This is a genomic window from Senegalimassilia sp. (assembly GCF_977052095.1).
This window is the reverse complement of the sequence record NZ_CDRSTZ010000041.1, coordinates 1-17,361: the sequence shown is the minus strand read 5'-3', so window position 1 is coordinate 17,361 and position 17,361 is coordinate 1. Positions and strand designations below refer to the sequence as shown.

Annotated in this window: 19 protein-coding genes; 8 read left to right on the top strand and 11 right to left on the bottom strand. The window is 61.0% G+C overall.

The features are described from left to right. From ACWI6D_RS07460 to ACWI6D_RS07450, 3 genes are all read right to left on the bottom strand, one after another. A partial coding sequence (locus ACWI6D_RS07460; RefSeq protein WP_449134228.1) for an amino acid kinase family protein occupies positions 1 to 447 on the bottom strand: 447 nt, incomplete at its 3' end. 123 nt (positions 448 to 570) lie between these two features. Continuing rightward, positions 571 to 2,010 (bottom strand): purine-cytosine permease family protein, encoded by a 1,440-nt coding sequence (locus ACWI6D_RS07455; protein ID WP_288285118.1) that lies wholly within the window; start codon positions 2,008 to 2,010, stop codon positions 571 to 573. Between the two features lie 13 nt (positions 2,011 to 2,023). Further along, the gene (locus ACWI6D_RS07450) at positions 2,024 to 2,245 is read right to left on the bottom strand and encodes a hypothetical protein (protein ID WP_302718465.1); all 222 of its coding nucleotides are present in this window, start codon (positions 2,243 to 2,245) and stop codon (positions 2,024 to 2,026) included. 26 nt (positions 2,246 to 2,271) lie between these two features. Between ACWI6D_RS07450 and ACWI6D_RS07445 the strand changes: the two genes are divergently transcribed. After that, positions 2,272 to 2,514, top strand: a complete 243-nt coding sequence (locus ACWI6D_RS07445; protein WP_449134227.1) for a hypothetical protein — start codon at positions 2,272 to 2,274, stop codon at positions 2,512 to 2,514. On the opposite strand, the gene ACWI6D_RS07440 is transcribed toward ACWI6D_RS07445, so the two are convergent. After that, on the bottom strand, positions 2,511 to 3,707 hold the full coding sequence (locus ACWI6D_RS07440; protein ID WP_288285120.1) for an agmatine deiminase family protein: 1,197 nt from the start codon (positions 3,705 to 3,707) through the stop codon (positions 2,511 to 2,513). The two genes, ACWI6D_RS07445 and ACWI6D_RS07440, sit on opposite strands and share 4 nt — an antisense overlap. Before the next feature lie 131 nt (positions 3,708 to 3,838). Then, positions 3,839 to 4,930 (bottom strand): ornithine carbamoyltransferase, encoded by a 1,092-nt coding sequence (locus ACWI6D_RS07435; protein ID WP_129423408.1) that lies wholly within the window; start codon positions 4,928 to 4,930, stop codon positions 3,839 to 3,841. 617 nt (positions 4,931 to 5,547) lie between these two features. On the opposite strand from ACWI6D_RS07435, the gene ACWI6D_RS07430 reads away from it, so the two are divergent. Continuing rightward, positions 5,548 to 6,924: a GGDEF domain-containing protein gene (locus ACWI6D_RS07430; protein WP_449134226.1), complete on the top strand. Its 1,377-nt coding sequence runs from the start codon at positions 5,548 to 5,550 to the stop codon at positions 6,922 to 6,924. A gap of 127 nt (positions 6,925 to 7,051) precedes the next feature. On the opposite strand, the gene pdxT is transcribed toward ACWI6D_RS07430, so the two are convergent. Together pdxT and pdxS are read right to left on the bottom strand one after the other, a co-directional pair. Then, positions 7,052 to 7,690, bottom strand: coding sequence for a pyridoxal 5'-phosphate synthase glutaminase subunit PdxT (gene pdxT / locus ACWI6D_RS07425; protein ID WP_449134225.1), 639 nt, complete (start codon positions 7,688 to 7,690; stop codon positions 7,052 to 7,054). Positions 7,691 to 7,921: 231 nt separating this feature from the next. After that, positions 7,922 to 8,812 carry a pyridoxal 5'-phosphate synthase lyase subunit PdxS gene (pdxS, locus tag ACWI6D_RS07420; protein ID WP_449134224.1) on the bottom strand — a complete coding sequence of 297 codons (891 nt, stop codon included), beginning with the start codon at positions 8,810 to 8,812 and terminating at the stop codon, positions 7,922 to 7,924. Between the two features lie 135 nt (positions 8,813 to 8,947). Between pdxS and pdxR the strand changes: the two genes are divergently transcribed. Then, positions 8,948 to 10,540 (top strand): MocR-like pyridoxine biosynthesis transcription factor PdxR, encoded by a 1,593-nt coding sequence (gene pdxR / locus ACWI6D_RS07415; protein ID WP_449134223.1) that lies wholly within the window; start codon positions 8,948 to 8,950, stop codon positions 10,538 to 10,540. Positions 10,541 to 10,724: 184 nt separating this feature from the next. On the opposite strand, the gene ACWI6D_RS07410 is transcribed toward pdxR, so the two are convergent. The 3 genes from ACWI6D_RS07410 to ACWI6D_RS07400 form a co-directional block, all read right to left on the bottom strand. Next, a complete protein-coding gene (locus ACWI6D_RS07410; protein WP_449134222.1) occupies positions 10,725 to 10,991 on the bottom strand; it encodes a Txe/YoeB family addiction module toxin in 267 nt (88 codons plus the stop codon). After that, on the bottom strand, positions 10,984 to 11,253 hold the full coding sequence (locus tag ACWI6D_RS07405; protein WP_129423412.1) for a type II toxin-antitoxin system RelB/DinJ family antitoxin: 270 nt from the start codon (positions 11,251 to 11,253) through the stop codon (positions 10,984 to 10,986). Before ACWI6D_RS07405 ends, ACWI6D_RS07410 begins: the two co-directional genes overlap by 8 nt. A gap of 445 nt (positions 11,254 to 11,698) precedes the next feature. Next, entirely contained in the window at positions 11,699 to 12,889 is a 1,191-nt protein-coding gene (locus ACWI6D_RS07400; protein ID WP_449134221.1) for a pyridoxal phosphate-dependent aminotransferase, read from the bottom strand. A 263-nt stretch (positions 12,890 to 13,152) separates the two neighbouring features. Here ACWI6D_RS07400 and ACWI6D_RS07395 point away from each other — a divergent pair, with 263 nt between their 5' ends. Further along, positions 13,153 to 13,596, top strand: coding sequence for a universal stress protein (locus tag ACWI6D_RS07395; protein ID WP_288285127.1), 444 nt, complete (start codon positions 13,153 to 13,155; stop codon positions 13,594 to 13,596). Positions 13,597 to 13,668: 72 nt separating this feature from the next. Here ACWI6D_RS07395 and ACWI6D_RS07390 read toward each other — a convergent pair whose 3' ends face one another. Continuing rightward, entirely contained in the window at positions 13,669 to 14,385 is a 717-nt protein-coding gene (locus ACWI6D_RS07390; protein WP_449134220.1) for a sulfite exporter TauE/SafE family protein, read from the bottom strand. Between the two features lie 188 nt (positions 14,386 to 14,573). Here ACWI6D_RS07390 and pxpB point away from each other — a divergent pair, with 188 nt between their 5' ends. From pxpB to ACWI6D_RS07370, 4 genes are all read left to right on the top strand, one after another. Then, positions 14,574 to 15,302: a 5-oxoprolinase subunit PxpB gene (pxpB, locus tag ACWI6D_RS07385; RefSeq protein WP_302718437.1), complete on the top strand. Its 729-nt coding sequence runs from the start codon at positions 14,574 to 14,576 to the stop codon at positions 15,300 to 15,302. A 1-nt stretch (position 15,303) separates the two neighbouring features. Continuing rightward, positions 15,304 to 16,437: a 5-oxoprolinase/urea amidolyase family protein gene (locus ACWI6D_RS07380; protein WP_449134219.1), complete on the top strand. Its 1,134-nt coding sequence runs from the start codon at positions 15,304 to 15,306 to the stop codon at positions 16,435 to 16,437. 8 nt (positions 16,438 to 16,445) lie between these two features. Beyond that, entirely contained in the window at positions 16,446 to 16,991 is a 546-nt protein-coding gene (accB, locus tag ACWI6D_RS07375) for an acetyl-CoA carboxylase biotin carboxyl carrier protein (RefSeq protein ID WP_449134218.1), read from the top strand. A 15-nt stretch (positions 16,992 to 17,006) separates the two neighbouring features. After that, a partial coding sequence (locus ACWI6D_RS07370) for a biotin carboxylase N-terminal domain-containing protein (protein WP_449134217.1) occupies positions 17,007 to 17,361 on the top strand: 355 nt, incomplete at its 3' end.

Below are 17,361 nucleotides of genomic sequence, written 5' to 3'. Positions count from 1 at the left end.
GGCGGCCTTGGCCTTTGCCTCCTCCTCGGTCATGAACGCGCCGACGGGCTTGGTGGGGTTCTGGAAGGCCGGGTCGTCCGGGGAGACGACGGTCTGGGTGATGACGTTGGCCGTGGAGCGCATGACGCCGCGGGCCTTGAGGTCGTTCAGGATGGCCTGGGACAGCTGGTAGCCGATGTAGCCCTGGGACATGGCACCAGCCTCGGGGAAGGGCATCTCGGGCGTCTTGCCGTCGTTGGCGGCGGCGTAGGCGAACGCGTTGTTGATCATGCCGACCTGCGGGCCGTTGCCGTGGGACACCACGACGTTGACGCCGTCGCCGACCATGTCGACGATGTGCTTGGCGGTGTTCTTCACCAGCTCGAGCTGCTCCTGCGGCGTGTTGCCCAGGGCGTTGCCGCCCAGGGCGATGACGACACTTGGGCCGTCTCCTTTCTGATATGGCATAAGACTCTCCAATCTTGATTACGGCATTCAGTAGGGGCGCCCGCACTTCGCTATCTCAAGGGCACGCACCCCGCTGAACTGCGAATACTTCAACATTGAACACTGCTTCATCCAGCGGCAAAACTACTTCACGTCAGCCGGTTCCGCTTTCGCTTCCTCGTTCGAATTCGGGAATCCGCCGATGCCGCGCTTCACAAGAAGCAGCTTTCCAAGCACGTAGTACGCAACCGCGCTGAAGATGCACACGGCGGTCGTGGCGTTGCAGAATCGGAAAGCATCGTGCGGGATGCACATGAAGGGATCGAAAATCAGCAGGTACAGCACAACGGACGCGGCGAACACTCCAATAGCAACCCAGTTGAAGCCGCCCCAGAAGTAGTACTTGGAGCTTTTGCCGTTGTTGTACGCATCGCGGATGGAGATGTGCTTTTTCCTGAACGCGTAGTAGTCGACAAGCTGCATCATGGCGATGGGAGCGCAGCTCATGCTGGAGATACCCAAGATGATGTAGAAGCTGTCGTACAGCGGCTCAGCCCAAATCATGCCGACGAAAGCGATGATGGTGATCAGGCCGGTGCACTTGCCCCAGGAAAGCTTCAGGAAGCTCTTGACCTGCTTCACGCCGATGCCCAGGTTATACAGCATAACGGAGCACGCAGTGATGTCTGCGCCGATGACCAGCACCAACGCCGCCGTGCCAAGCGCCAGGCCGCCCATGGGAATCATCCAGGCAGTGGGGTCGGAGCTGCCAACCAGCAGCGCCGCCGCAACGCCCATAACGGTGCCCAAAGTAGCTGCGAACACCAGGCCGATAACGTTGGGCCAGAATGCCGCCTTCGTGGTTTTGCACAACTTTGCCAGGCCGCCCATGTTCGGCCACCAGGAGAAGCCAGCGCCCATGCTCAGCTCGAACGCAATCAGGAAGTTCAGCCATTCATCTTCAAACGGCGCAAGCGGCTGCGCGGAAAGCACCGTGTCCCATCCGTAGTTCATGCTGACCACAGCAAACAAGAAGATCAGGATGATAACGAAAATCGGGGCCACGATGGAATTCAGCTTCTTCAGCAGCTCCGGACCCTTCCAGGCAACAAGCCAGCACACAGCACCAGCAGCAACCGAAAGAATGAACACGGGAACACCCGTAGTGATATCGATGCCGGTGAATCCCAGGACGATGTTGCCGATGGCCTTCGCAACCATCATGCATAAGATAATGAGCCAGGCGATGACGAATATCGACATCAAAATCAGGAACACCTTTGTGCCCTTGCCGCCAAGGATGCCTCGCACCGAGGTGTAGGCATCAACACCGTACTTGCCGGATATCACCTGCGTTGCCAGCGACATAAGCAGCACAGCGATGATGTTGCCGGCAATAGATGCAACCAGAGCAGTTTGCACGCCAACGTACAGGGCCAAGCTGCCGCCTGTAATAAAGCACCACGCGGCACATGCAAATCCCGTGATGACAACCGTGTAATCCTTGAAGCCGTAAACACGCTCGCTTTTCAAGACGGGCATGGACTCGCTTTGGGCCTCGCTATTGACATCTGTTTCAGCCATAGTGCACCTCCCCTTAGAAATACATGACCGCATACCAGATCACAGGCAAAATTCCAAGCACGATGAACATCGCGGCAATCAAAATATTGTCGGTCCTGTTCAACCCTGGAATGAGATCACCTGTACGTTCTTGCTCCTCAATTTGCGCGATGCGCTCGAACAGTTCCCCTTCGTGATCCTCGTCGAAGTTCGTGTTTCCACTGAGTTCGGATCTTATTTTTTCCACTTCGCTCATGGACTACTCCCTCCTCAAATTCGGAGTTGGCAATCACCAGAAGCACGAAAGAGAGCCGTTTCGACATTGTTTCGACACCATTCGAAGCAAGCCATACCCTCACCTGGCTTCCCTTTCATGCTTCTGGCGAATTAAAAGAAGGGCGTGAGTCTCGCAACCAATCAGAAACCCACGCCCTCTATCATTTGATTCAGCTCATCCAGTCCGGTTGCCCCAGCAAACTCGTTGGCTTCGCGGACTGGGTGATGCGCAAAACAACGATTTCCTAGGCGGAAGGCTCCTGCTGCGTGATGCAGTGGATGTTGCCACCGCCGTACACGACCTGGCGAGAGTCAACGCCGACGCACTTGAAGACCCCTTCGCCCCAAGTCTCGTCGTAGATCTTCTGCAGCGTTTCCACGGCAAGCGCGTCGTTGACGTCGCCGTACTGCGGAACGATGCAGCCATGGTTCGTGACCAGGTAGTTCATGTAAGAAGCAATCTGCGGCTCATCCTGAGCGGTACGCGGATTCACAAGGTCGATGGAGTTGGCCTCTTCCTCAGACATGAAGCAGGGTTTTTCGGGCATGGGCAGCTTGTACACCTTCAGCTTGCGGCCCTTCGCGTCCGTGGCGTTCACCAGCGTGTCGTAAATCTCATGGCACTGGCGATAGAACGGGTACTCGGGATCGTCGGTCCAGATGCAGGCAACAACGCCCGGAGCGATGAACGTGGCGCAGTCATCGATGTGGCCGTTCGTGACAGCCGGGTCGATGCCTTCCTTAACCCAAATGACCTTTTCAACGCCCAGATATTCCTCAAGCTCCTTGGTCATGTACTCGCGCAGCTCCTCGCTGAAGGGCTCGTACTTGCGCGGATACAGCGGCCAATCGCCGGCATCGGGCTCGTCGGCAACCAGCACGGAAGCCGTGCGGCCGGCGGAAAGCAGGCAGGAATCAGTCACGATAAGGGTGCCTTCGCCGTCAACGGTGATGGAGCCGCCCTCAAGAATCACGTGGTCGGGACGATAGGTGCGAACGCCCACGTAGTCGGCCATCTTACGAGCGATCTTCGCGTCCTTGTCCCAGGGAAAATACAGGCCGTCGACCAGGCCACCGTATGCGTTGAAGTGCCAGTCGGTAGCAGCCTTGCCGCCCTTGCCGTCAACCAGGAACGTTGCGCCCGTGTCGCGGAACCACGCATCGTTGATGCTCATCTCCATGACGGTGACGCGCTCGTTGTCCTTGAACACGGCCTTACAGTTGTCGTAATCGGCCTCGTTGCAGCACATCACAACGGGCGTGAACTCGGAGATGGCGTTCGCGATGCCCGCATAGGTGCGCTGAGCAGGCACAGCGCCGAATGCAAACGTGTCGGGACGGTTCGGCCAGCCCATGAACACGCGGTCTTGCGGCGCATACTCAGCGGGCATGTAGAAGCCATCGGCCTTAGGAGTGGACTCAGATTCGGTGATAGCACGCATTTCAGTACCTCCAATGGATACGAACGGGCCGCATGATCGCGAACGACCATGCGGCCCTTGCGAAAATGTGTTGGGAAGCCGCTCGACCGGCGGGGTCGCCCCAGCACCGGTCGACCGGTTACGTTAAAGCCCTAGAAGTCGTAGTTGTGGATGCGCGGGGTCAGCAGATCCTCAACCTTGCCGCGATAGTAGTTCTCCAGGTACTCGCTCGTGTTGCGGCGAAGCGGCCACAGAATGTACACGAGGATGCCGCGCTGAGCGTACAGACGATTCTCGCCGAGGGGCAGGACCGCAGACTGCGGGCCGTCCCACACCGCGTCGGTAAGCTCCCAGTTGCGGTTGCCGGGCAGGTAGTGCATGACCCAAGCGGACTTCGGAGCGTGAGCCATGAGCTCCTCGTTGATCTGGAACTTCGGGTAGAAGACCTTGAACGCCTCTTCCTCGGAAACGCCCATCTTGTGATAGTTCACAACGCCGGTGTAGAAGAAGTCGGTCTCAGGGGCGTAGGCAATCGGGTCCTCGGTGCAGATGATCTCGCCGTTGCCGTCCTCGGCAGCCTGAGCGCGGCACTTGGCCAGCAGCTCCTCGGAGGGCCAGAACTTCTTCGGAGCAGCACAGATTACGCGGATGCCCAGGCGCGGGAACAGGGACAGGTGATCCATGAACACGCAGTCGAAGCCGTCGGCGCCATCGCCCAGCCACATGAACGTGCAGTCGGAAAGCTTTTTGCCCTTCGGCTTGCGCTCGATCATCGTGATGAGGTCGGCGATGACCTGCGTGGGATGATGCTGCTCCTGGCTGCCAAAGCCGTCGGACTGGAACTCGGCGCAGGACATGCCGCTGATAACCGGCACGGTGGAGTTCGCGACAACCTCGTCGATGACGCGCTGAGAAAGGCTGCGAATCATGATGGCGTCAGCCATGCTCGAAATGATTGCGGCGGTCTCAGCGATGTCTTCCTGGCCAGAGCCGGCATGCAGGGAGCTGCCGTCGAGGAACATTGCGTGGCCGCCGAGCTGCTGCATAGCGGTCTCGAAGCTCACGCGAGTACGGGTTGACTGCTGGTCGAACATCATGGCGAGAGAGACGTTCTTGAGCAGAGGCAGGCGCACGCCCTTCTCTTCCATCTCTTTCAGCAGCAGGCAGACATCGAGCAGTTCGTTGATCTGGTCCACAGACCAGTCGCTCAGACGGTTCATGTCCATGTAATGCTCATGCTTCATAACCCTCACTCCTTCTTTTGATTTCGTCTTCCGACGATTTGCCCTTTTGAACCCCTCACCTTGGGATTCGGTGATTCGAACTTTACGGTTGGCCGGGGGTAACCCTCAATCGGCCGGCGGCACCATTTGTCGAAAGTGTGAGAAAGGGTTACAGGGGCTATTGCATCGAGCCATTACCTGCTACATCGCATGGCCCCAAAGGGTTATATGGCGGTCACCCCACAGGCGCGTTTGTCGGGCAGTTAATGAAGAAGACCGGATATCACTTTGTCTGCATGCATAAAAGCAGGGCAAAGGGATTGCCCCCAGCAGGCATAAAGCAAGCGGCCGTGCGAAGCTTGGCGGCACCCGGCAAGCGCCCCTCGTCGAAAGGCAAGTAGAGCGAACCGCGCAGTCTACGACCCCATAACGAAAAGTGGGACAAAGGGACCGTCCCCCTTGTCCCACTCTTCGCCAGCGCCTTCCCCACCCTGCCCGCCACACCGCAGCGTCAAAACAGCGTTTACCCCTGGTGTTTTGCTTTCCGCTTCGGCTTATTCGCTATATAGTGGTGTGTTGCGCGGCGTTTGCCAGATGGCGCGGGCGCGCAACCTGCACGGTGCACTCGGGGGGCCGACATGAGAAGGATTCACGTCCAGAACATCAGCGTGATCAGCATTGCCGTTACGATTATTCTCAGCATTGCGTGCGTTGCCATTTTCACGCAAGGGCGCGTGCAGTTCGAAACGCTGCAACAGGCCACGGAAACGTACATCAGCTGCGAGAAAGACGCCAAGCAGCTGCAAAGCGGATCGGACTACCTAACCGAGCAGGTGCGCATGGTGGTTATGACCGGCGACGACCAATACATCGACAACTACTTCATGGAAGCCGACGAGACGCAGCGGCGCGAGCAGGCGCTTGAAGACCTGAAAGGCCGGTTCAGCGGCGCGGACGCGTTCAATTCGCTGCAGCAGGCCATGAACGAGTCCACCGAACTGATGCAAACCGAGTACTACGCCATGCGCCTGACGTGCGACGCGAACGGCAAATCCGATGCTGTGGCGAAGCATCCGCAACTGCAGGCCGTGGAAGTTTCCGACGCCGACAACGCGCTGACGTACGCCGAAAAGGTGAACAAGGCGCAGAACCTGGTGTCGAACTCGAAGTATCAGGCCGCGAAAAACGTCATCAGCTCCCAGACCGACCAATGCGTCACGGAAATCATCGATGCCACACGCACGAACCAAGGGCAGGCGTCCGCCGTGTTCAGCGACATCTACCGCAAGCTGGAGATTTGCGTGGCCGCGTTCGCCGTTTTGACGCTGGCCATGTGCGTGCTTATCCGCCGCACTATCGTGCGCCCGCTTATGGACTTCAGCACCAGCATAAAGTCCGGAACGCTGTTTCCCGTTAAAGGCGCAGGTGAGCTGCAGATTTTGGCTGAAACGTACAACCGCGTGTACGAGGAGAACGAAGCCACGCAAATGCTCATCAAGCACCGGGCCGAGCACGATGCGCTCACCGACCTGCTCAACCGCGGCTCGTATGACAAGCTGCTGAACCTGTACGTGGGAACCGGCGCCGACTTCGCGCTGATTTTGGTGGACGTGGACACGTTCAAGTCCGTGAACGACACGTTCGGGCACGCCGAGGGCGACCGCATCCTGAAGCGCGTGGCCACGCTGCTGAAGACCACGTTCCGTAGCATCGACCATATCTGCCGCATCGGCGGCGACGAGTTCGCCGTGATCATGGTGGATATGACCAGCGATTTGCGCTACACCATCGAGGAGAAGACCAGCGCCATCAACGAGCAGCTGGCGCGTCCCGAAGACGGGATGCCGAAGGTGTCGCTGAGCGTGGGCGCGGCGTTCGCCGACCGCCCGAATCCGGGCGAAAGCCTGTTCAAGGACGCCGATCAGGCGCTGTATTACACGAAGGAACACGGCCGCAACGGCTGCACGTTCTACGGCGACAAGGGCACCGGCGCAGGAGCCGACACGCAAGGGTAAGCGCACACAGCCTACGAGGGGGCTGACAAGGGGACAGGTCGTTTGCCAGCCTGTCAGCCCGATGCATACATGCGAGGCGAGAGGCCCGTTTAACGGGCCTCTCGTTGTTTCGCATGATACGTTCTGCCTACGCCAGGCTTACAAGCAGCTGGTGAATACGCAGGTCATCGTCGAGTTCCGGGTGGAACGCCACGCCGATTTGGTTGCCGGCGCGCACAGCCACGATGCGGTCGTCAACGCGCGCGAGCACCTTGGCACCCTCGTGGGCTTCCTTGATGAACGGCGCGCGAATGAACGTCATGGGGATGTCGGTCGTTTCGCCATCCGACACGCCCGGCAGGCCCGCGCACGGGGCCACCGTGTGGAAGCTGCCCAGTTGGCGGCCATAGGCGTTGCGGCGCACCGTCACCGGCAGCGTGCCGAATGCACCGGGCGCGGTTGCGCCAGCGGCAACGGGGCCCGCGGGATCGCCCGCGGCGGGGACGCCTTCTTCGACGTTTTGCGCCAGCAGAATCAGGCCCGCGCACGTGCCTAGCACCGGCAGGCCAGCGGCCACGCGATTGCGCAGCGTATCCAGCATGCCCAGCTCGCGCAGCATTTTCGCCTGCGCCGTGCTTTCGCCGCCCGGCAGCACCAGCGCATCAAACGCCTGGTCCGCATCAGGCCCCTGGCGCAGCTCCACGCACTCGCACCCCAACTTACCCAAAGCGCGCTCATGCTCAATAAACGCCCCTTGAACAGCCAAAACCGCAACTTTCTTGCTCATAAGGAAAACCTCTCAATCAAGGAAACCTGACAAACGACCTGCCCCTTGTCGGGCTGGAAACGCCGCAGGTGGCGTCAAAGTCAGCGAGGGCCGCTGTGGTGCCCGGAATTCGTGGGAACGCGAGGGCGCCGCGTACTTCGGTACGCAAGCCCTCGGGTTCGCGCGAAGGCCGGGTGCCACAGCGGCCCACAGCATCGAGTCAATTCGTTTGCCGGCAGGCAAACGAAACCTCTATTTCCCACGTTCAGCCATGAGCAGGGCGATCTCGTTTTCGTTGATGCCGACCATGGCCTCGCCAAGGTCTTCGGACAGCTCGGCAATCAGCTTGGCGTCCGTGTAGTTCGCCACGGCCTTCACGATGGCCTGCGCGCGCTTGGCCGGGTTACCGGACTTGAAGATGCCCGAGCCCACGAACACGCCCTCGGCGCCCAGCTGCATCATCAGCGCGGCGTCGGCCGGGGTCGCAACGCCGCCGGCAGCGAAGTTCACGACTGGCAGTTTGCCGTTTTCATGCACGTATTTCACCAGGTCAACCGGTACCTGCAGCTGCTTGGCGGCCTCGAACAGCTCATCGTCGCGCAGGTTCTGGATGCGGCGAATCTCGGAATTCATCATGCGCATGTGGCGCACGGCCTGCACAACGTCGCCCGTGCCCGGCTCGCCCTTCGTGCGGATCATCGTGGCGCCCTCGGCAATGCGGCGCAGAGCCTCGCCCAGGTCGCGCGCACCGCACACGAACGGCACGTTGAACTGCGTCTTGTCGATGTGGTACGTGTCGTCGGCGGGCGAAAGTACCTCGGACTCGTCGATGTAGTCGATGTCGATGGCCTGCAGCACCTGAGCCTCAACGAAGTGGCCGATGCGGCACTTCGCCATGACCGGGATGCTGACCGCTTCCTGAATACCCTTGATCATCTTCGGGTCGCTCATGCGGGACACGCCGCCGGCCGCGCGAATGTCGGCGGGGATGCGTTCGAGCGCCATAACGGCGCAGGCGCCGGCTTCCTCGGCGATGTGCGCCTGCTCGGGCGTGGTGACGTCCATGATGACGCCGCCCTTCAGCATCTGGGCAAGCTGACGATTCAAGGCAACACGCTCGGCGGCGGTTTGGGGCTCGGTCATTTCCTACTCCTTCTCTAGGTATGTGGTGTGTTCGAAGGATACGCCGCATCTGGTTATGGTAGTATGACCAAAACTTGTCATTTTTATATGACCAGATGTTCCACGTGAAACACTGCGAGAAAGTATGGCGAACAGATGTTCTTTTACGACATGAATTTGCGCGGTAATTGCAGCCTTTATGAATACCTCTACCGCTGCATTCGCCACGACATCGCACACGGCACCATCTCCCCGGGTGAAAAGCTGCCTTCGAAGCGCAACCTGGCCAAACACCTGGGCGTGAGCCTGATAACCGTAGAAGCCGCCTACCAGCAGCTTGCCGCAGAAGGCTACATCCGCTCGCGCGAACGCTGCGGCTACTACGCAAGCGACCTTGCCCCTGCCGAACGCGTTCAACAAACGAGCAACGAAAAACTCGGCACAACGCATCTCGGGGAAGAATCGGGCGCGAGCGGCAGCCATCAAGATGCAAACGACCGCGGAAACGCCCATGTCGCAGGGCGATCGAGTGCGCGAATCGGCGCTCAAGCACCCCGAAGCCTACCCCACGCGACCGACGGCGCCGAAGCAGCCGACGCGGCCCTCGATGCCGCGCCCTCTCTGCTGGCCGATTTCACGCACAGCACGTTAGCCACCGAGCTGTTCCCCTACGCCACCTGGGCGAAGACTGTGCGCAAAACGCTGTCTGACGAGTCGGCGGCAACGCTTGCCGAGGCGTCTTCGGCGGCAGGATCGCCCCAGCTTCGCCAAGCGATCGCCGACCACCTGCGCGAATACCGCGGCATGCACGTAAGCGCCCAGCAGATCGTCATCGGCGCTGGCGCGCAAACGCTGTACCAGCTGGTTGTGCAGCTGCTTGGCCGCAATCGCACGTTCGCCGTGGAAACGCCGGGCTATCCGCTGCTTGCGCGCATGTATCAGCAGCAAAACGTGCAGATTGCGCACGTACCGCTTGACGAAGGCGGCATTGCCATGGAACAGCTGGCCCCTTCAGGCGCATCAGTGGCGCACATCACGCCGTCGCACCAGTTCCCCGCCGGCATCGTCACCACGGCCAGCCGCCGGCGCGAGCTGTTGAACTGGGCGCGCGAGGGAGACCGCTACCTTATCGAAGACGATTACGATGCCGAATTTCGCATGGCCGGGCGACCTATCCCGCCGCTGTTCAGCATCGACGCCGCCGAGCGCGTGCTGTACCTGAACTCGTTCGCGAAAAGCCTGGGCGCCGCCTTCCGCATGGCCTACTTGGTGCTGCCGCCGCGCTTAGCGCAGCAATTCCACGCCCAGCTGGGGTTTTACGCGAACACGGTCAGCCCGCTCGACCAACTGGCGCTGGCGCGTTTCATCGAATCGGGAAGCTACGAGCGCCACGTGAATCGCCTGCGCACACGCGCCCGCAAAGCGCAAGATGCCCTGGTGGGAGCCCTGCGCGAGCACCTCGGCAGCAGCGTATCGTTCACGGGGCTGAACAACGGCCTGCATTTCATCATGCAGCTTGAAAGCAAACAGAGCGAAGCCGCCCTTGCCAGCGCCGCGCTCGAACACGGTATCCGCATCGCGCCACTGTCGCAGTTCGACGAAAGCGGCAGTACGGGCACAGCCAACGTGTCATCTTCCGGCAATACCACCCCCGCAACGCCCCGCCCGCAGTTCATTCTACGCAGCGACGCAATAGACGCCGAATCCGCCGAAACCATAGCAGCCGCCCTCGCAAACGCATGGGCATAACGCCAACGCCCCCTTCGGCCACTTCCGCGAGAAAGGGCGACCAATCTGCAAGAAACACGCAGGTCAGAGCGAAAGCTCTGACCCTAATCAGCAGCGCCTAAAGGGCGCGTCACTGTTTTCCCGAATCGGGCGCGTCGCCATTTTCAACGGCGCCCTCCAAAACCCTGGCGGTTTTCACCGCGCGCTATTTGTCGCCATAGTGGCTTTTGCAGGAAGCAATCTCTATGTTCGAACCCGAAATCCGATACACAAGCCTATTTTTCTCATCGATTCTGCGAGACCAAAAACCTGAAAGGTCACCGCGCAACGGCTCCGGCTTCCCTTCGCCAGCGCTTTGCCCGTTTCGCTCGATATCCTTAATAAGGGAGTTAATCTTTTTAAGCGTCTTTTTGTCTTGCTGCTGCCAACCAACGTAATCGTCCCAGGCTTCTGGAGCCCAGACCTTATTCATCTTCATAGGTTGCATCAATCAAGTCGTGTGCAGCACCATGGCCGGCGTTTAGCGCATCCACCGAACGGCGAAGATGAGCAAGATTCTCTTCGGAATAAAACGGGTCCACCGATACCTCGAACGGAATACGACGTTCGCGTCCCATCTTCTTCGCGAAAATCGTAAACGCCGTCGTCATGCTCATCCCCAAGTCTTTGCAGACGGCTTCCATATCTCGTTTCGTTCTTTCGTCCATGCGGATATTGATAGTAGCGGTAGCCATAACATCCTCCTTTGCTCGCATATAATTATAGCAGCTGTAACGCTATTGTGTATACAATGTCTACTAATTGTTATTCGAAGATTTCACGCTCGCGCCTGTTAGCGCATGCGAGAAAGGTGAACGCGCTGCGGGAAACACGTAGGTCAGAGCGAAAGCTCTGACCCTAATCAACAGCGCCCAAAGGGCGCGTCACTGTTTTCCCAAATCGGGCGCGTCACTGTTTTCAACGGCGCCCAAAGGGCGCGGCGCCCCCTTCTCGAACCGAGCACGTTTTCTTAAGATAGTGGCGCGCCCTTCGGGCGCTTTCTCGCAGGTGTCGAGCTTGCGCTCGACGCTACGAAGGTTGCCGCAACGCCAACGAATCGCCGCCCGCCAGCCGCTTCCGCGTATGAAAAAGGCCGGACAATTGCCCGGCCTTCCCTTGACATTTTACCAGCTCACAAGCCTATTTCGCGTCGTATTCCGCCTTGAGGGCCTTCAGCGCGGGCAGGCTGTTCTCGATGGTTTCACGCGCAATGCAGTAGCTCATGCGCACCCAGCCCAGGCAACCGAAGCTGTCGGACGGCACGATCAGCAGCTCGTGCGCCTTCGCGCGGTCGCTGAACGCTTGGGCATCGGGCTCAAGCGCGCGCACCCACAGGTAGAATGCGCCGTCGGGCTGCACGTATTCGTAACCCATCTCGTCAAGCGCTTCCGTAAGGATGCGGCGGTTCGTAGCGTACGCCTCCACGTCGGACGGCTCGTCCACGCACGCAGCGGCCACGCGCTGGAACAGCACCGGAGCGCACACGAAGCCATGCGCACGGCCGGCGCCGGCAACGGCGAAGAACACGCGATCGGCCTCGTCGGCGTCCATGGTGTCGGACACATACACGTAGCCGACGCGCTCGCCGGGCAGGCTGAGCGCCTTGGAGTACGAGTAGCACACGAGCGTGCGCGGGTAGATGGCGGGCACGCACGGCACATCGGCGCCGTAAGTGATTTCGCGGTACGGCTCGTCGCTGATCAGGTAAATCGGGTGGCCAACCTCGGCGCTTTTCGCCTCCAGCATGGCCGCAAGCGCTTCCAGATTCTCGCGCGTGTACACCGCGCCCACCGGGTTGTTCGGCGAGTTGATGATAACGGCCGCCGTCTTCTCGCTGATGGCGGCGCCCATGGCCTCGACGTCAAGCTGGAAGCTAGGTACCTGCGCGGGCACTTCCACGATGGAGCAGCCCATGGTCTCGATCCACACCTTGTACTCGGGGAAGTACGGCGTGGGCACGACGACCTCGTCGCCAGGGTTCGTGATGGCGCCCAGGCTGATGGTGATGGACGCGGCCGCGCCCACCGTCATGTACACGTGGGCCGCCTTCGCGTCGATGCCGGTGCGGCGCGCGATGCTGTCGGCGATGGCCTGGCGCACGGCGGGGATGCCGGCGGCCGGCGAATACGCGTGCAGCTCCACCGGCGGCAGCTTCATAAGCTCGGCGATAGTGTCGGCCACTTTCTGCGGCGCGGGGATGCTGGGGTTACCGATGGAGTAGTCGAACACCTTGTCCTCGCCGATTTCGGCTTTGCGCTGCAAGCCGTAGGCGAACAGCTCGCGGATGGCCGAGGGCTCGTTACCCAGGCCGTACATTCTTTCGTTGACCATAAGGTGCTCCTTGCGTGCGGGCGCACAACGCGCCGAACAATAACTCACCAGTCAGAGTAGCACTTCGCAGGGCAAAAGCGGCGAAATGCCCGACGCACGGCAGGCGCAACCGCGGGGATAGTAGGCAATCCGTCACCGCCGGCGGGCGCGAGTTGCGTTACAATAACCCCAGAACACGGGCGCGCGCCAAAACGGTCGCGTTCGAACCAACCTGATGCATCCGCGTAAGCGCATATGCGCTGCGCACAAGGAAAGGGGTTCTCATGGCTTTCGGTTACAATCGCATTTTCGCAGCCCTCGACGGTGCTTCCACCCAGCGCGCGGTCATGGAGCGCGCAATCGCCCTGGCGGCTGAAGAGCACGCCGAGCTGACGTTTGGCCACGTCATCGACTCCGTGCCTTACGAGGCTTCGGGCGTCGACTTCGAGCTTCTGTGCAACGAAGGCAAAATCCGCATCGAAACCGACCTGGCCGACCTGCTGGAGCAGGCGCGCAACAACCCCGATATCCCCAGCGTACAGCTGCTGGTGCGCGCAGGCCGCATCACCGACACGCTGCAGAAGCAGCTCATCGAGCCCATTGAGCCCAACCTGGTCATCTGCGGCGAGCGCGGCCTGAGCAACATCAAGTACGTGTTCGTGGGCAGCGTCTCCACGTACCTCATCCGCAACGTCCGCTGCGACGTCTTGGTGGTCAAGGAAGACTAACGCGAACCCTCGCAAGCGAAACGCAAAACGGGAGCCGAAAGGCTCCCGTTTTTTATTGCCGGTTTCAAGCGCCTACGACGTGATCAGAAGCACGGCGCCGATGCCGAGCAGCAGGATGTACGTCAGTTTCAGGAAGCGCTCTTGGCTGATGCGTTTTGCCAGCTTGCCGCCTACGAACGTGGCCAGCATGATCAGCGGGATGCAGCACAGCACCATCAGCCACACCTCGCCGGTGAAGTGCCCCGCCCACAGCTGATAGAACGCATACAGGAAGTTCAGGATCGACCACACCGCCGCAAGCGTTGCGCGGAACTGCTCCTTGTCCGTAAGCTTCTGCACCGCGTAAATCACCAGCAGCGCGCCGCCGGAAACGAACATGCCCTGGATGAGGCCGGCCGCCACCAGCACGCCCCACAGCGCCCATTCAGGCAGGAACGTCTGCTTCTTCTGCACAAGGTTCTTGATGCCAACAGCCAGGATGACCAGGCCATATATCTTCAGCAGCGCATGCAGTGGAATCACCGTGTCAAGCCAAGCGCCCAGCGCCACGAACGGCAGCATCACGCCGACGATCTTTCCCAGCTCGCGCCAGTTGATGCTGCGCAGGTTCAGCACCGCCAGCAGCGTGCACGCAAGAAAGCCCGTTGCGTTCAGGATGGAAACCGAGCTTTGCAGGCCCAGCGTGTACGTGCCCACCGGCATGCAGAAGATGTTGCCGGCGAAACCGGTGATGGCCTGCACGGTGTAGCCGAACAAAAACACTGCCAAGAATATGACGTTTTTAATCAACGAAGTTCCTTATCATCTCGCATCGCGCACGCGCGCGGGTACCTTTTACTGCGCGTTGCCGCCTTTTGCGGCCAATCCTGCGTTTTGCAACTATCAACGAAATAGGTTGCAAGTATATTACCAAAATGCCATTTTGCCGCTAATTGCTTTAGCATAGAGGGGTCAAACATCGAGGAACGTAGGGGAACGTGGCTGCATTCGACATTACCATTGCCGGCGACTCCGCAATTAACCTGGAGTTCGCCAAAACCATATCGCCGCAGACCAGCGGCATGATTCGCGTTGCGGCGCAAACGCTTTCGGACGACCCCATCCCGGGCGTCACCGAGTTGGTGCCCACGTTTTGCTCGCTGATGGTCACGTACGACCCGTGCACCATCGGCTACGACGAGCTGTGCCAACGCGTGCGCGGCAAGCTGCGCAACCTGGCCGCAGCCGAATCGGGCGTGAAGCGCATCGTGGTCATCCCCGTGTGCTACGGCGGCGAATTCGGGCCTGACCTGCACACGGTGTCCGAGCACGCCGGCATGAGCGAGCAGGACGTCATCGCACTGCACTCCGCGCACGACTACCTTATCGACATGCTGGGCTTCCTGCCCGGCTTCGCCTACCTGGGCGGCCTCGACCCGCGCCTGCACACGCCGCGCCTGGCCGAGCCGCGCACGGAAATCCCCGCAGGTAGCGTGGGCATCGGCGGCGCGCAAACGGGCATCTACCCGCTGGCAAGCCCCGGCGGCTGGCAAATCATCGGCCGCAGCCCCGTGCGCCCGTACGACCCCGACCGCGAGCAGCCCATCCTGTATCGCGCCGGCGAGTACCTGCGCTTCCAGCCTATCACGCGCGCGCAGTACGACGCCATCGAGGCGCAGATCGCCGCGGGCGGCTACCAGTACGACATCATCGTCGAGGAGGCCTAGCATGGGCGTCACCGCAATCAAACCAGGCATCCTTACCACGCTGCAAGACCAGGGCCGCACCGGCTACCTGGGCAGCGGGTTCAGCCCCTCGGGCGTTATGGACAGCCGCGCGCTGCACATCGCGAACCTGCTGGTTGACAACCCGCCCGACGCACCCGTACTGGAGTTTTGCCTGGCCGGGCCCACGTTGCGCTTCACCACGAACACGTTCGTGGCCATCACCGGCGGCGACTTCCGCCCCACGCTCGACGGCCAACCCGCGCCCATGTACACCGCGCTGGCCGTACACCGCGGCAGCGTGCTTGCCTTCGGCGCGCCGAAAACGGGCATGTACGGCTACCTGGCCATCGCGGGCGGCAGCATCAACGCGCCCGAAGTCATGGGAAGCCGCTCCACGAACCTGAAGTGCGGCATCGGCGGCTGGAAGGGCCGCGCTCTCATCACCGGCGACTACCTGCCGTTTTGCGCGCGCAACCTGGACTTCATGGCGAACCTAGGGTCGCACACCGTCGAGCGCGACGACGACTTCTACGGCTTCGGCGCCGATGAAATCACGCTGCGCGTGGTGCCCGGCCCGCAAGAGGACATGTTCACGCAGGACGGCATCGACACGTTCTACGGTCAGAAATACACCACCACCAGCCGCTGCGACCGCATGGGATTCCGCCTGGACGGGCCGGAAATCGAAACGTACGACGGCAGCGACATCATCTCGGACGGCATTGCGCTGGGAGCCGTGCAGATTCCCGCCGACGGCCGCCCCATCATCATGCTGGCCGACCGCCAAACCACGGGCGGTTACGCGAAAATCGGCACCGTCTGCTCCGTTGACCTGCCGAAACTGGTGCAGTGCACGCCCGGGCGCACCATTCGCTTCGCGCCCGTCACCGTGCAGGAGGCCCAGGAGCTGTATCGCCAGGAAGCGCGCCGGCTTGACGCGCTGGTGAAAGTGGTGAAACGCCCGTGTTACGGCGGCATATCGCCGCGGAGAACGGCGCGAAGACTGACACCCATCCTGGAAGCGCAAGCGAAAGCGCACGCGTCAGGAAGTCAGAAACTGTGGATTGAGCTGGGCAAAACCGAGAAAGAACGCCTGCAGGCGGCCGAGGCCGGCGCAAGCGACACGAACCGATAGGAGCATCCATGAGCACGAACGAGACGAACGCCGAAACCACGCTTCATCAGCAGGAAATGCAGCAGCGTCGCGAGAACATCCTCGACCTGCTGGACATCATGGACGAAGGCAACCTCACCGCGCTGCGCTTCAAGGACGGCAGCATGGAAATCGAACTCGAGCGCACGCCCGCGCCGGGCAGCATCTCGTCGTCCGCGCTTCCGCTCATGGCCGAGCGCGTCGGACAGCTGCTTAACGCCCGCGAGGACGCTTCGGGCGTTACCGCCGGCGCTGCTTCTGCCCCGCTTGCCGCCGAGGACGACTCGGTCAGCGTGGTGCGCAGCCCCATGGTGGGCACGTTCTACGCCGGCCCCAGCCCCGACGAGGACCCGTTCGTGAAGGTGGGCCAGGAGGTGCTGACCGGCCAGACGCTGGCCATCGTGGAAGCCATGAAGATGATGAACGAGATCACGGCCCCCGCGCCGGGCATCATCACCGAGGTGCTAGCCGCAAACGGCACGCAGGTGGAGTACGACCAGCCGCTGTTCCGCATCTCCACCAGCGCGAACGCGTAAGGCCAGGCGAGCCCCATGTTCAACAAGATCCTCATAGCCAACCGTGGCGAGATTGCCGTGCGCATCATCCGCGCATGCCGCGCCATGGGCATCAAGACGGTCGCGGTGTACTCCACGGCAGACCGCCAAGCACTGCACACCTACCTGGCCGATGAGGCCGTGTGCATCGGCCCCGCGCCGGCGCGCGATTCGTACCTGAACACTACCGCCATCCTGGCCGCGGCCCAGGGCACGGGCGCCGATGCCATCCACCCCGGCTACGGCTTCCTGTCCGAGAACTCCACGTTCGCCAAGCTGTGCCGCGACAACGACATCGTGTTCATCGGCCCCACGCCCGAGGTCATCGACCGCATGGGCAACAAAAGCCAGG